We start from the raw sequence: 13557 nt of genomic DNA, 5'->3' as shown, positions 1-13557 counted from the left end.
CGCGGTACGACGATACCTCAGAGCGAGTCGAGGAAACCCCGGACGGCCGAGGCGAACTCGGCGGGCACGGTCTCGTGCACGGTGTGCCCGGCCGGAGTTCGACGAGCGGGGTGCCCGGCGCCGAGGACCGCGCTGAGACCGCCCCTGACCAGCAGGGCGGGACAGTCACTCGCCAGCCAGTCCGCCCAGTGGTCCCCGTTGAGCTCCCGTTGGGAGACAACCATGCCCGTGCCCCCGCTGGTCGGGGGCGACGACCCGCCAGGAGTCGCCCAGCTCCCGCGCCAGGCGCGTGAACGTGCGGCCCTCCCCGAAGTGCCCGTGCAGGGCCAGCAGCGGACGCCCCGGCCCACCGAAGTCGAGAAACGACAGCCGCCGCCCGGCCACCGTCAGGGCCGCGCGCTTCGGCTCGGGCGGGCTCGTCGACCGCATGCCGCCAGTATGCGGGCCCACCGGGACGGCCTCAGAAGCCGCCCTCCATGTTGACGAAGCGGGAGTAGTGGCCCTGGAAGGCCACCGTGATCGTGGCCGTCGGCCCGTTCCTGTGCTTCGCGACGATCAGATCGGCCTCACCCGCACGCGGCGACTCCTTCTCGTAGGCGTCCTCGCGGTGCAACAGGATGACCATGTCCGCATCCTGCTCGATCGATCCACTTTCGCGAAGGTCGGAAACCATCGGCTTCTTGTCCGTACGCTGCTCGGGACCGCGGTTGAGCTGGGAGAGCGCGATCACCGGCACCTCGAGCTCCTTGGCCAGCAGCTTGAGATTCCTGGACATCTCGGAGACCTCCTGCTGCCGGCTCTCCGCGCGGCGACTGCCGCCCGACTGCATCAGCTGGAGGTAGTCGATGACGATGAGCCGCAGGTCGTTGCGCTGCTTCAACCGCCGGCACTTGGCCCGGATCTCCATCATCGACAGGTTCGGCGAGTCGTCGATGTACAACGGCGCCTCGTTGACCTCGGCCATCTGCCGGGCGAGCCGGTTCCAGTCCTCGTCGGTCATGCTGCCGGACCGCATGTGGTGCAGCGCCACCCGCGCCTCCGCCGACAGCAACCGCATCGCGATCTCGTTCCGCCCCATCTCGAGCGAGAAGATCACACTGGGCAGCTTGTGCTTGATGGAACAGGCCCGCGCGAAGTCCAGCGCGAGCGTCGACTTGCCCATCGCCGGCCTGGCCGCGATCACGATCATCTGGCCGGGGTGGAGGCCGTTGGTGAGCGCGTCGAGATCGGTGAAGCCCGTGGGGACGCCCGTCATCTCGCCGCTGCGGTTGCTGATGGCCTCGATCTCGTCGAGGGCGCCCTCCATGATCTCGCCGAGCGGGAGGTAGTCCTCCGAGGTGCGCTGCTCGGTGACCGCGTAGACCTCGGCCTGGGCGGAGTTGACGATGTCGTCGACGTCGCCGTCGGCCGCGTATCCCATCTGGGTGATGCGGGTGCCGGCCTGGACCAGGCGGCGCAGCACCGCGCGGTCGTGCACGATCTCCGCGTAGTACTGGGCGTTGGCCGCGGTCGGGACGGTGTGGACCAGGGAGTGCACGTAGCCGGCGCCGCCGACCCTGGCGAGCTCGCCGCGCTTGGTCAGCTCGGCGGAGACGGTGATGGGGTCGGCCGGCTCGCCCTTCGCGTAGAGGTCGAGGATCGCGGTGTAGATGGTCTCGTGGGCCGGCTTGTAGAAGTCGCCGCCGCGCAGCACCTCGACGACGTCGGCGATGGCGTCCTTGGAGAGCAGCATGCCGCCGAGCACCGACTGCTCGGCCGTCACGTCCTGGGGCGGCACCCGCTCGAAGGCGGCGCGCTCGTCGGCGCCGGGCCCCGGGTCCTGGTCGGGGCGGCCATCCTCCGCGCTGTTCCGTGGGCGGGAGACCTGGGCAGGACCCGCCGCCGTCTCCATCCCGTCCCACATGGGGCCCGCGTGCTCGAGATCGGCCACCGTCCCCGCCTCCTCCCGGCCCGCCGCCGTGTGTCGCTTCTCTTCCTACGCCACAGCTCTGACACTCGGCATCGCCCGGCGGGGGACCTACGGTAAGCCCAGCGGAGGGGAGGACCAACCAAGTTATCCACAGGCTATGTGGATTTCAGATCAGACCCTGTGGACAACGTCCCGAAAGCTGTGGACAACCCGGTGGAGGACGGTGGACGACGCTGTGAACAACTCGCCGAAGATCCACTTTTCCCCGCTCTGACGTGCGGTTTCCTCGTCCACCGCCTGTGCATGGGAAAAACTTCAGGACCGTCACCCTGATCACGGCTGCGGGCGGTGACCGACCGTCGACCGAGGTCGCAGGGTAAGGATTCCCTGCCACTTGTGTCCATTACCTGTGGATGTTTGGATCTGGCCATGCCACCCACCGCATCGAGCGCCCGCCGACACGACCGCGAGATCCTCGCCCTCGCCCTGCCCGCCTTCGGCTCCCTGGTCGCGGAACCCCTCTTCCTGATGACCGACAGCGCCATGGTCGGCCACCTCGGCACCGCCCAGCTCGCCGGCCTCGGCATCGCCGCCGCACTGCTGTCCACCGCCGTCAACGTCTTCGTCTTCCTCGCCTACGCCACCACCGCCGCCGTGGCCCGCAGCGTCGGCGCCCGGGACCTGTCGGCCGCGATCCGCCAGGGCATGGACGGCATCTGGCTGGCGCTCATCCTCGGCCTCTGCCTGGTCGCCGTCGTGCTGCCCACCGCCCCCGCCGTGGTGGACGCCTTCGGCGCCTCACCCACCGCCGCCCCGCACGCCGTCACCTACCTGCGGATCAGCGCGCTCGGCCTGCCCGCCATGCTGATCGTCCTCGCCGCCACCGGAGTGCTCCGCGGCCTCCAGGACACCAGGACCCCGCTCTACGTGGCCATCGCCGGCTTCGGCGTCAACATCGCCCTCAACGCCGTGCTGATCTACGGCCTGGACCTGGGCGTCGCCGGCTCCGCCTGGGGCACCGTGCTCGCCCAGTTCGGCATGGCCGCCGCCTACCTCCGCGTGGTGCTGCGCGGCGCCCGCGCGCACGGCGCCAGCCTGCGCCCCACCGCCGCCGGGATCCTCGCCAGCGCCCGCGCCGGGGTGCCCCTGCTGATCCGCACCCTCTCGCTGCGCGGCGTGCTGCTGATCGCCACCGCCGTCGCGACCAGGCTCGGCGACGTCGACGTCGCCGCCCACCAGATAACCCTGACCGTCTGGACCCTGCTGGCCCTCGCCCTGGACGCCATCGCCATCGCGGGACAGGCCATCATCGGCCGCTACCTCGGCGCCGACGACGCCGCGGGCGCCCGCTCGGCCTGCCGCCGGATGATCTGGTGGGGCACCGTCTCCGGAGTGGCCATCGGCCTGCTGCTCGCCGCCGCCAGCCCGCTGCTGCCCCGGCTCTTCACCGGCGACGAGGCCGTGCACGAGCGGCTGCTGCCGGTGCTCCTGGTGGTCGCCGTCACCCAGCCGATCGCCGGCGTGGTCTTCGTGCTCGACGGGGTGCTGATGGGCGCCGGCGACGGGCCCTTCCTGGCCGGGGCCATGCTGCTGACCCTGGCCGTCTTCACGCCGATCGCGCTGCTGCTGCCCGGGCTCGGCGGCGGCCTCACCGCGCTGTGGTGGGCGCTGGCCGGGCTGATGATGGGCACCCGCCTGGTCACCCTGCTGCTGCGGACCTGGACGGGACGCTGGGCCGTCACCGGCGCCGTCCGCGCTTAGGGCCTGTCTTCCGGCACGCCGACGGCCGCGCCCCGCTGAACGCGGGGCGCGGCCGTTCGCCGATGTCAGCCCCTACTTGGCGGCTTCGACCTGGAGGCCCACGTTGGCCGCGACCTCCGGGTGCAGCCGGACGGTGACCCGGTGCGCGCCCAGGCTCTTGATCGGGGTGCGGAGCTCGATCCGCCGCTTGTCCACGTCGGGACCGCCGGCGGCCTTCACCGCGGCGACGATGTCGGCCGGGGTGACGGAGCCGAACAGGCGACCGCCCGTGCCGGCGCGGACCTTCAGCCGCACGGTGACGCCCTCGATCTGGGCCTTCACGTCGTTGGCCTGCTCGATCGAGGCGATCTCGCGGATCTTGCGACCGCGACGGATCTGCTCGACGTCCTGCTGGCCGCCCTTGGTCCAGCGGATCGCGGCACCGCGGGGCAGCAGGTAGTTACGGGCGTACCCGTCCTTCACCTCGACGACGTCCCCGGCCGTTCCCAGGCCGGCGACCTCACTGGTCAGGATGATCCTCATGGGTTGTGAACCACCCTTCCCTTAGCGCGCGGTCGAGGTGTAGGGCAGCAGCGCCATCTCACGGCTGTTCTTCACGGCCGTGGCGACGTCACGCTGGTGCTGGGTGCAGTTGCCGGTGACCCGGCGGGCACGGATCTTGCCGCGGTCGGAGATGAACTTCCGCAGCAGGTTCGTGTCCTTGTAGTCGACGTAGGAGATCTTCTCCTTGCAGAACACGCAGACCTTCTTCTTGGGCTTGCGCGCGGGCGGCTTCGCCATGGTGCTTCTCCGGTGAGTTCAGAAATACGTGGGGTGTGCCCTCAGAACGGGGGCTCGTCCGAGTAGCCACCGCCGGAGCCACCGCCCCAGCCACCGCCACCACCGCCGCCACCCTGCTGGCCGCCGCCGGCCGGAGCGCTGGTCGCCCACGGGTCACCCGCGGGCCCACCGCCCTGACCGCCCTGGCCGCCACCCCAGCCGCCGCCACCCTGGCCGCGACCACCGCCGCCACCCTGGCCGCCGCCGGGGGCGGACCTGGTGACCTTGGCCGTGGCGCGGAACAGCGAGGGACCGACCTCGTCGACCTCCAGGTCGATGACCGTGCGCTTGACGCCTTCCCGGTCCTCGTAGGTCCGCTGCTTGAGCCGGCCCTGGACGATGACCCGCATCCCCTTGGTGAGCGACTCGGCGACGTTCTCCGCCGCCTGGCGCCAGACCGAGCAGGTCAGGAACAGGGCGTCGCCGTCCCGCCACTCGTTGGTCTGCCGGTCGAAGATGCGCGGGGTGGACGCGACACGGAACTTCGCGACCGCCGCACCGGATGGAGTGAAGCGCAGCTCGGGATCGTCGACGAGATTGCCGACGACCGTGATGACGGTCTCGCCTGCCATTGGGGTACCTCTCGGCGGGGGTTAACTGCTGTTGCTGCGATGATTACGTATGGCTCTGACAATGACACCGACGGTGCCGCTCGCCGGCCCCGCTCGGTTCTGATCAGTGCGTGGCCGGGCGCAGGACCTTGGTCCGCATGACCGACTCGTTCAGGTTGAGCTGGCGGTCGAGCTCCTTGACGACCGCGGGCTCGGCCTGCAGGTCGATCACCGAGTAGATGCCCTCGGGCTTCTTGTTGATCTCGTAGGCCAGCCGGCGACGGCCCCAGGTGTCGACCTTCTCCACCTTGCCGTTGCCCTCGCGGACGACGGAAAGGAAGGACTCGATCAGGGGGGCGATGGCACGCTCCTCAAGATCGGGGTCGAGGATCACCATCACCTCGTAGTGACGCATGCGAAAACCCACCTCCTCTGGACTCAGGCGGCCACGGGCGTTCCGTGGCAGGAGGGTCGTGATGCGGTCGCCCCGCAAGGGGGCGGACAGTACACCGTACCTGTCTCCGCCCTTCCGGTTGAAATCGGGGCGGTGAGCGGAGCAATCTGGACACGTAGGGTCATTCGAGGGTCATTCGCGCCTTGGAGGTGTCCCATGGCACAGGCCGCGCACCACGGTCCCTTCGCCTTCGCGGAACATCTGCTCAACATCGACGGCCGTCCCCATCCGGTCGAGAACCGCTACGCCATCGCGACGCTGCTGGTGGGAGCGGTCGCGGCCATCTTCTCGATCTGGAACAACATGCACCTGGTCAGCTCCTGGGCCGGTCTGGTCGGCATCGCGCTGGGCGCGAGGGCCCAGATGATCTCGGTGACGACCGCCCAGCGGTTCCTGGCCGTCCTCGGCCTCGGCGCCGCCGGAGTCGGCCTCTACCTGGGCCTGGCCCACGGCGGCCCCTTCGGGGGCGTGCTCGGCTGACGCACCCGGTCGGCGGCGGTCCTTCGGCGCGCCGCGCCGAAGGACCGCCAAGACCTGGGCGGCCCTTGACGCAACGGCACCACGCGGGCGCCGTTAGGCTTCCGGCACGACCCTGCGATTGACGCAGCCGGCGACCGGAGGAGCGCCCCGTATGAGCCTGACCCTGAGGACCATCAGCCGCGAGGAGCATCTGGCGTACATCCGTTCGCTGCCCTCGGCCAGCCACATGCAGGTGCCGGCCTGGGGTGACGTGAAGTCCGCCTGGCGGTCCGAGTCCCTCGGCTGGTTCGACCGGACCGGCCGCCTGGTCGGCGCCGGCCTGGTGCTCTACCGGCAGGTCCCGAGGGTGAAGCGGTACCTGGCGTACCTGCCCGAGGGCCCGGTGATCGACTGGTTCGCGCCGAACCTCGAGGAGTGGCTGCGGCCGATGCTCGACCACCTGAAGCAGCAGGGGGCGTTCTCGGTCAAGATGGGCCCGCCGGTGGTGATCCGCCGCTGGGACGCGGCCGCGGTCAAGGCCGGCATCCAGAACCCCGACGTCAAGCGGCTGCGGGACGTCTCGGCGACCTTCATCGAGCCGCGCGCCTTCGAGGTCTCGGACAAGCTGCGGCGGATGGGCTGGCAGCAGGGCGAGGACGAGGGCGCCGGCTTCGGGGACGTGCAGCCGCGCTACGTCTTCCAGATCCCGCTGCGCGGCCGCTCGCTCGACGAGGTCCAGAAGGGCTTCAACCAGCTGTGGCGGCGCAACATCAAGAAGGCCGAGAAGGCCGGCGTCGAGGTCGTGCGGGGCGGCTACGAGGACCTGGGCACCTGGCAGCGGTTGTACGAGATCACGGCGGAGCGCGACCGTTTCCGCCCGCGCCCCCAGTCGTACTTCGAGCTGATGTGGCGGGTGCTGAACTCCGAGGACCCGGACCGGATGCGGCTCTACATCGCCACGCACGAGGGCGAGGCGGTGGCCGCGGCCACGATGCTGATCGTGGGCGGCCACGTGTGGTATTCGTACGGTGCGTCCGCCAACCACAAGCGGGAGGTACGGCCGTCCAACGCCATGCAGTGGCGCATGCTGCAGGACGCGCACGGCCTGGGCGCCGACGTGTACGACCTGCGGGGGATCGGTGACTCGCTCGAGGACACCGACCATCTCTTCGGCCTGATCCAGTTCAAGGTGGGGACGGGCGGCGAGGCGGCCGAGTATCTCGGCGAGTGGGACTTCCCGCTCAATAAGCTTCTCCACAAGGCGTTCGACATGTATATGTCGCGGCGCTGAACCCTCACCTCACGCACCGGAGCAACACCCCCCGTACGCACCGCGTGGCAGCGCGGAGAAAGGGTCACCCAGGCCATGGCGCTCACCCTTTACGTCGACCGCGACCGCTGGCGGGCGCACCAGCGGTCGGTGGTGGCTGACTTCCCCGACCTGATCCCCGTCTGCAAGGGCAACGGCTACGGCTTCGGCCACGACCGGCTCGCCGAGGAGGTCGCGCTGCACGGCCTGGAGACCATGGCGGTGGGCACCACCTACGAGGCCGCGGCCATGAAGGACCGCTTCAGCGGCGACCTGCTGGTGCTGACGCCGTACCGGCGCAGCGAGGAGCCGGTGCCGCTGCCCGACCGGGTGATCAGGAGCGCCTCGTCGGTCGACGGGGTGTACGGCCTGGTGGGCTCCCGGGTGGTGGTCGAGGTGATGAGCTCGATGAAGCGCCACGGGGTGTCCCCGCGCGACCTCGGCAAGCTCCAGGCGGCGCTGGACGAGGTGCGGCTCGAGGGCTTCGCGATCCACCTGCCGCTCGACCGTACCGACGGCACGGACGCGGTCGAGGAGGTCATCGGCTGGATGGACCGGCTGCGGGCCGCCCGGCTGCCGCTGGACACGATGTTCGTCAGCCACCTGTCCGCGCCGGAGCTGAGCAGGCTGCGGCAGCAGTTCCCGCAGACCAGGTTCCGGGCCCGGATCGGCACCCGGCTCTGGCTCGGCGACCACGGGGCCACCGAGTACCGGGGCGCGGTGCTCGACGTGACGCCGGTGGCGAAGGGCGACCGGTTCGGCTACCGGCAGCAGAAGGCGCCGGGCGACGGCTGGCTCGCGGTGGTGGCCGGCGGCACCTCGCACGGCGTGGGTCTTGAGGCGCCCAAGGCGCTGCAGACGATCACCTCGCGCGCCAAGGGCATGGCCAGGGCCGGCCTCGCCACGGTGAACCGCAACCTGTCGCCGTTCGTCTGGGACGGCAAGCAGCGGTGGTTCGCCGAGCCGCCGCACATGCAGGTGTCGATCCTGTTCGTGCCGGCCGAGGCCAAGGGACCGAAGGTCGGGGACGAGCTCAAGGCGATCCTGCGGCACACCACGACTCAGGTCGACCGCGTCGTCGACCGCTGATCCCCGCGCCGCGCCCACCCACAGACGACGGCAGCCCCGGTTGCGGTCCGGGGCTGCCGTCCTGTTGTGCGCCCGGCTCGGCCGTGGCGCACACCGGTCGGGCCGTGGGCCCGTCCGGCCGCTTTCGAAGCGAGCGGCGCGGGCTAGCGCTCGACCTCGCCGCGGATGAACTTCTCCACGTTGTCGCGCGCCTCGTCGTCGAAGTACTGCACGGGCGGGGACTTCATGAAGTAGGACGACGCCGACAGGATCGGGCCGCCGATGCCGCGGTCCTTGGCGATCTTGGCCGCACGCAGCGCGTCGATGATGACGCCCGCGCTGTTCGGGGAGTCCCAGACCTCGAGCTTGTACTCCAGGTTCAGCGGCACGTCGCCGAAGGCACGGCCCTCCAGGCGGACGTAGGCCCACTTGCGGTCGTCCAGCCAGGCCACGTAGTCGGACGGGCCGATGTGGACGTTCTTCTCGCCCATCTCGCGGTCGGTGATCTGGGAGGTGACCGCCTGGGTCTTGGAGATCTTCTTGGACTCGAGCCGGTCGCGCTCCAGCATGTTCTTGAAGTCCATGTTGCCGCCGACGTTCAGCTGCATCGTGCGGTCCAGGACGACGCCCCGGTCCTCGAAGAGCTTGGCGAGCACCCGGTGGGTGATGGTGGCGCCCACCTGGGACTTGATGTCGTCGCCCACGATCGGGACGCCGGCCTCGGTGAACTTGTCCGCCCACTCCTTGGTGCCGGCGATGAAGACCGGCAGCGCGTTGACGAAGGCGACCTTCGCGTCGATGGCGCACTGCGCGTAGTACTTGGCGGCGTCCTCGGAGCCGACCGGCATGTAGCAGACCAGCACGTCGGCCTTGGTGTCCTTGAGCACCTGGACGACGTCCACCGGCTCCTCGTCGGACTCGGTGACGATCTCGCGGTAGTACCTGCCGAGGCCGTCGTGGGTCTCGCCACGCTGCACGGTCACGCCGGTGTTGGGCACGTCGCAGAGCTTGATGGTGTTGTTCTCGCTGGCGCCGATGGCGTCGGCCAGGTCGGTGCCGACCTTCTTGGCGTCGACGTCGAAGGCGGCCACGAACTCGATGTCCGAGACGTGGTAGTCACCGAAGGTGACGTGCATCAGGCCGGGGACCCGGCTGTCCGGGGCGGCGTCCTTGTAGTACTCGACGCCCTGCACCAGCGAGGCGGCGCAGTTGCCCACGCCAGCGATGGCTACGCGAACCGAACCCATTCCGGTTGCTCCCTGTGGTTGTTCTGACATGACCCCGCATCGTCGCGGGGGTGTTGGTGGGGGTTTTCCGGGGGCTCGCCCCCGCGCGGTGTCTCACCGCGGTGCTGTGGCCTGTTACGGAGAGGTGTCGCCCCGATCGCGTTGTTCGCGCCGGTCGCGCCCCTCCCGCTCGCTCTCGATCAACTCGTTGAGCCAGCGGACCTCGCGCTCCACGGACTCCATGCCGTGGCGCTGCAGTTCGAGGGTGTAGGCGTCCAACTTCTCGCGGGTGCGGGCCATCGAGGCGCGCATCTTGGCGAGACGCTCCTCGAGCCGGCTGCGACGGCCCTCGAGCACGCGCATCCGCACGTCCCGCGAGGTCTGGCCGAAGAAGGCGAAGCGCACGCCGAAGTGCTCGTCCTCCCAGGCGTCGGGACCGGTCTGGGCGAGCAGTTCCTCGAACCGCTCCTTGCCCTCGGCCGTCAGCCGGTAGACGATCCTGGCGCGGCGGTTGGTCAGCGGCACGGCCCGCGGGTCGTCCGGGTCGCGGCCCGACTCCTCGGCGAGCCAGCCCTGCTGGACGAGCGTCTTGAGGCAGGGGTAGAGAGAGCCGTAGCTGAACGCCCGGAAGACGCCCAGCGAGGTGTTGAGCCGCTTGCGCAGCTCGTAGCCGTGCATCGGGGCCTCGCGCAGAAGGCCGAGGACGGCGAACTCCAGAACACCTGAGCGCCGGCTCACCGGTGCGACCACCTCCGCTCTCATCCGTCGTGCCGTGCCTTGCCTTACTCGTCCGTGCCGTGCGGCGGCGAGGCCGCACCTTACTCTTACCGCGATGCATTGAACCGATGTATCGGCTCGATACATCTCGACGATAGAACGGGGCGCGGGAGGCCGCAAGCGGGCACTCGGTGAGGGGGGTCACATCTTCACTTCACCGCAGGCGTTATGCACCCATTGGTCCGTAGGCCAAGAAAGGCGCGTTTTGGGGCTGCGTAGTCTTGGCCCGTGCAGACCACCGCGACCGGGAACCCGATGACGCCCGACGGCGTCATGATTCGTGGTGCAGTGCGCCCGAACGCGTGGCCGGGTCGCACGTCGGGGGACTGGAAGACACCAGTAGGACCTGCCCTAGCAGGCTGCCCACGTCCGTACGAGGAGTAGCTGTCCATGAGCGAGCACCGTCGCAAGCAGCCGCCGGGGCGCGGTCGCCGCGGAGCGCCCCAGAACGGCCGCCGAGCCGGGCCACCGCCAGCGCCACCCGCCGGGACTGAGCCGCCGGTCGACGCCACGGCCGAGCTGACGCCGACCCGCCCCGCGTACGGCAGCCGCGCCGAGGCCCGACGCGCGGCACAGCGCTCCGCGGGCGGCAGCCGCCGCCGGCGCGCGCCCGAGACCCCGCGCAAGAAGCGCTTCATCGACTACCCGCGCCACAACCACACGGGCTGGCGGCGCTGGGTCCCGTCCTGGAAGCAGACCCTGGGCTCCGCGCTGGCGTTCTGCGCGCTGATGATGGGCGCGGTGGCCGCCGCGTACCTGATGATCCCGATGCCCAACGCCAACGCCATCGCCACGGCGCAGAGCAACGTCTACTACTGGGCGAACGGCGATCGGATGGTGGTCTCCGGCGGGGACAACGTGAACCGCCAGATGGTCGGTCTCGACGACATCTCCGTCGACATGCAGGACTCCGTCGTGGCCGCCGAGAACCAGTCCTTCTGGACCGACTCCGGCATCGACCTGCGGGGCATCGGCCGCGCCATGCTCAACATGGCGCGCGGCGGCGAGGTCCAGTCGGGGTCCACGATCACCCAGCAGTACGTCAAGAACATGTTCCTCTCCCAGGACCAGACCCTCACCCGGAAGGCACGCGAGCTGCTGCTCTCCGTGAAGGTGGGCACCGAGGAACCCAAGGAGGAGATCCTCGAGGGCTACCTCAACACCTCCTGCTACAACCGCGGCGCCTGCGGCATCCAGGCCGCGGCCCAGGCGTACTACGGCGTCGACGCCCGCGACCTCAACGCCAGCCAGTCGGCGTTCCTGACCTCGCTGCTCAAGGGCCCCAGCCTCTACGACCCGTACGACAGCGAGACCGGCGAGCTCAACGAGGCCAACCTGGCGCGGGCGCGGGAGCGCTGGGAGTCGACGCTGCGCCAGCGGAACGAGATCGAGATCCGCGGCAACCGGCTGAGCGACGAGGACCTGGCGGCCATCCTCGAAGACGGCTTCCCCATGCCGGAGCCTCCCACCCGGGCCATGGTGAAGGCCGGCCAGATCGGCTACCTCACGGACCTCGCCGACAACTACCTGATCTCGCAGGACTTCGTCACGGCGGACGAACTGGCGGGCGGCGGCTACCACATCTACACCACCTTCGACGAGACGATGGTGGAGCAGATGGAGCAGGCCGTCCAGCAGGTCAGCGAGGAGAACCTGGACCCGGAGGAGCGCGACGAGGACCGGCACGTCCAGTTCGGCGGCGCGGCCGTGGTGCCGGGAGACGGCGCGATCCGCGCGATCTACGGCGGCTCCGACTGGACCGAGCACTTCACCAACAACGCCAACAGCCCCAACGTGCAGGTCGGCTCGACCTTCAAGCCGTTCGTGCTCGCGGCGGCCTTCCAGACCGGCGTCCGCGACCCCGATGGTCCACCGAACCAACCGGACAGCGACCGGACGATCGTCTCGCCGGACAGCGTCTACCGCAGCGAGGACATGCTCCCCATCACCCTGTACAACGGGGAGCCGGCTGTGGTGGAGGACGAGCAGACCGGCGAAGAGAGACAGTGGGAACAGGCCAACTTCGAGGGCAACGACCAGGGCGACATCACCCTGCGCGAGGCGACCATCGTCTCGGCGAACTCGCCCTTCGCCCAGCTCGGCATGGACGTCGGCCCCGAGCAGGTGAGTGAGGCCGCCCAGGCAGCCGGACTGCTGCCCGACAGCCTGGTCGAGGCCAACGACAGCGTGCCCACCTTCGCCCTCGGTGTCTCCACGCCGGGGCCGATCCGGATGGCCTCCGCCTACTCGACCTTCGCGGCCGGAGGCGAGCAGAACGAGCCGTACTCGGTGCGCGAGGTCCGGGACCCCGAGGGGAACACGGTCTTCGAGCACGAGGAGACCTCCAACCAGGCCTTCGACTCGGATGTCGCCAACACGGTGACCGACCTGCTGGTCGACGTGGTCCAGGACCCCGACGGAAGCGGCAACCGCGCCGCCGACATCGGCTTCCCGGTGGCCGGCAAGACCGGAACCACGGACGACAACAGGAGCGCCTGGTTCGTCGGCTACAGCTCCGAACTCTCCACCGCCATCGGCATGTGGAGATCACCGGACGACGAGGAGGACCTCTCCGAGGAGGAGATCGAGGAGGGCATCGGCGTCGGCTCCTTCATGTCGATGTACCAGACCGCTGGTCTTGAACGGATCAACGGTGGCTCGCTGCCGCTGTCCGTGTGGATGAACTTCATGAGCGCGTCGGCGACGGGCGACGAGGAGGAGTTCCCCGAGCCGCCGGAGGACTTCGGCGAGGAGGTCTGCGGCGGCGGCGCCGAGTGCCCCGAGGACGAGCCGACCCAGGAACCGACCCAGGAACCGACCGAGGAGCCGACCACCGAGGCCCCGACCGAGGAGCCGACTCAGGAGGAGCCGACCGAGGAGCCCACCACCGAGGAGCCGACCCCGGACCCGACCGACACCTGCAACCCGTTCGACCCGACCTGTAACACCGACTCCGGCGGCACCGCCGACGGTGGCGCGGACGCCGGGGGTACCGCGGACGGCGGCACGGATGCCGGCGCGACGGACGGCGGTACGGACACCGGTCAGGACAACGGTGGCCAGACCAACGGCAACGAAGGAGACACCGGCAGCATCTTCGGCGGCGATTAACCGTCAGCCCGCCGACGGTCACCGCGGCCCCCCGCGCCCCCAGGGCGCGGGGGGCCGCGGCATGTGAGCGCTTGGTCGTGCCCTGTCCCCCTGACGGCGGGACCGTGGGGCAG

The 13557-nt window shown here is 70.0% G+C and carries 12 protein-coding genes and 1 pseudogene; 5 read left to right on the top strand and 8 right to left on the bottom strand.

What is annotated here, in order from left to right:
- Window positions 1-17: 17 nt before the first annotated feature.
- Both RNC47_RS17420 and dnaB read right to left on the bottom strand, forming a co-directional pair.
- Window positions 18-429, bottom strand: a pseudogene (locus RNC47_RS17420) (alpha/beta fold hydrolase).
- A 31-nt stretch (window positions 430-460) separates the two neighbouring features.
- On the bottom strand, window positions 461-1891 hold the full coding sequence (dnaB, locus tag RNC47_RS17415) for a replicative DNA helicase (protein ID WP_311599934.1): 1431 nt from the start codon (window positions 1889-1891) through the stop codon (window positions 461-463).
- Between the two features lie 447 nt (window positions 1892-2338).
- On the opposite strand from dnaB, the gene RNC47_RS17410 reads away from it, so the two are divergent.
- Window positions 2339-3670: an MATE family efflux transporter gene (locus RNC47_RS17410; protein ID WP_311599839.1), complete on the top strand. Its 1332-nt coding sequence runs from the start codon at window positions 2339-2341 to the stop codon at window positions 3668-3670.
- Window positions 3671-3742: 72 nt separating this feature from the next.
- On the opposite strand, the gene rplI is transcribed toward RNC47_RS17410, so the two are convergent.
- From rplI to rpsF, 4 genes are all read right to left on the bottom strand, one after another.
- Window positions 3743-4192, bottom strand: coding sequence for a 50S ribosomal protein L9 (gene rplI / locus RNC47_RS17405; protein ID WP_311599838.1), 450 nt, complete (start codon window positions 4190-4192; stop codon window positions 3743-3745).
- 21 nt (window positions 4193-4213) lie between these two features.
- Window positions 4214-4450: a 30S ribosomal protein S18 gene (gene rpsR, locus RNC47_RS17400; protein ID WP_003978893.1), complete on the bottom strand. Its 237-nt coding sequence runs from the start codon at window positions 4448-4450 to the stop codon at window positions 4214-4216.
- Between the two features lie 41 nt (window positions 4451-4491).
- On the bottom strand, window positions 4492-5061 hold the full coding sequence (locus tag RNC47_RS17395; protein ID WP_311599817.1) for a single-stranded DNA-binding protein: 570 nt from the start codon (window positions 5059-5061) through the stop codon (window positions 4492-4494).
- Between the two features lie 103 nt (window positions 5062-5164).
- Window positions 5165-5455, bottom strand: a complete 291-nt coding sequence (rpsF, locus tag RNC47_RS17390) for a 30S ribosomal protein S6 (protein WP_311599816.1) — start codon at window positions 5453-5455, stop codon at window positions 5165-5167.
- A 195-nt stretch (window positions 5456-5650) separates the two neighbouring features.
- Between rpsF and RNC47_RS17385 the strand changes: the two genes are divergently transcribed.
- From RNC47_RS17385 to RNC47_RS17375, 3 genes are all read left to right on the top strand, one after another.
- Window positions 5651-5974: a hypothetical protein gene (locus RNC47_RS17385; RefSeq protein ID WP_311599815.1), complete on the top strand. Its 324-nt coding sequence runs from the start codon at window positions 5651-5653 to the stop codon at window positions 5972-5974.
- Between the two features lie 151 nt (window positions 5975-6125).
- Window positions 6126-7244: a lipid II:glycine glycyltransferase FemX gene (locus RNC47_RS17380; protein ID WP_311599813.1), complete on the top strand. Its 1119-nt coding sequence runs from the start codon at window positions 6126-6128 to the stop codon at window positions 7242-7244.
- Between the two features lie 75 nt (window positions 7245-7319).
- A complete protein-coding gene (locus RNC47_RS17375) occupies window positions 7320-8351 on the top strand; it encodes an alanine racemase (RefSeq protein WP_311599812.1) in 1032 nt (343 codons plus the stop codon).
- A 143-nt stretch (window positions 8352-8494) separates the two neighbouring features.
- Here the strand turns inward: RNC47_RS17375 and RNC47_RS17370 are convergent, their stop codons facing one another.
- Both RNC47_RS17370 and RNC47_RS17365 read right to left on the bottom strand, forming a co-directional pair.
- Window positions 8495-9577 (bottom strand): inositol-3-phosphate synthase, encoded by a 1083-nt coding sequence (locus RNC47_RS17370; RefSeq protein WP_311599810.1) that lies wholly within the window; start codon window positions 9575-9577, stop codon window positions 8495-8497.
- Between the two features lie 114 nt (window positions 9578-9691).
- Window positions 9692-10294: a PadR family transcriptional regulator gene (locus RNC47_RS17365; RefSeq protein ID WP_311599809.1), complete on the bottom strand. Its 603-nt coding sequence runs from the start codon at window positions 10292-10294 to the stop codon at window positions 9692-9694.
- A 429-nt stretch (window positions 10295-10723) separates the two neighbouring features.
- On the opposite strand from RNC47_RS17365, the gene RNC47_RS17360 reads away from it, so the two are divergent.
- Window positions 10724-13444, top strand: a complete 2721-nt coding sequence (locus tag RNC47_RS17360) for a transglycosylase domain-containing protein (protein WP_311599807.1) — start codon at window positions 10724-10726, stop codon at window positions 13442-13444.
- Window positions 13445-13557: the final 113 nt, after the last annotated feature.

The sequence above is a fragment of the Streptomyces millisiae genome, assembly GCF_031845425.1.
GTDB lineage: Bacteria > Actinomycetota > Actinomycetes > Streptomycetales > Streptomycetaceae > Streptomyces > Streptomyces millisiae.
The sequence above is the reverse complement of the archived record's forward strand: the minus strand, read 5'-3'. Positions and strand labels throughout refer to the sequence as shown.

Coding starts and splice junctions, on each gene's coding strand:
- dnaB (WP_311599934.1), bottom strand. CDS start 1,891: ATGGAGACGGCGGCGGGTCCTGCCCAGGTCTCCCGCCCACGGAACAGC.
- RNC47_RS17410 (WP_311599839.1), top strand. CDS start 2,339: ATGCCACCCACCGCATCGAGCGCCCGCCGACACGACCGCGAGATCCTC.
- rplI (WP_311599838.1), bottom strand. CDS start 4,192: ATGAGGATCATCCTGACCAGTGAGGTCGCCGGCCTGGGAACGGCCGGG.
- rpsR (WP_003978893.1), bottom strand. CDS start 4,450: ATGGCGAAGCCGCCCGCGCGCAAGCCCAAGAAGAAGGTCTGCGTGTTC.
- RNC47_RS17395 (WP_311599817.1), bottom strand. CDS start 5,061: ATGGCAGGCGAGACCGTCATCACGGTCGTCGGCAATCTCGTCGACGAT.
- rpsF (WP_311599816.1), bottom strand. CDS start 5,455: ATGCGTCACTACGAGGTGATGGTGATCCTCGACCCCGATCTTGAGGAG.
- RNC47_RS17385 (WP_311599815.1), top strand. CDS start 5,651: ATGGCACAGGCCGCGCACCACGGTCCCTTCGCCTTCGCGGAACATCTG.
- RNC47_RS17380 (WP_311599813.1), top strand. CDS start 6,126: ATGAGCCTGACCCTGAGGACCATCAGCCGCGAGGAGCATCTGGCGTAC.
- RNC47_RS17375 (WP_311599812.1), top strand. CDS start 7,320: ATGGCGCTCACCCTTTACGTCGACCGCGACCGCTGGCGGGCGCACCAG.
- RNC47_RS17370 (WP_311599810.1), bottom strand. CDS start 9,577: ATGGGTTCGGTTCGCGTAGCCATCGCTGGCGTGGGCAACTGCGCCGCC.
- RNC47_RS17360 (WP_311599807.1), top strand. CDS start 10,724: ATGAGCGAGCACCGTCGCAAGCAGCCGCCGGGGCGCGGTCGCCGCGGA.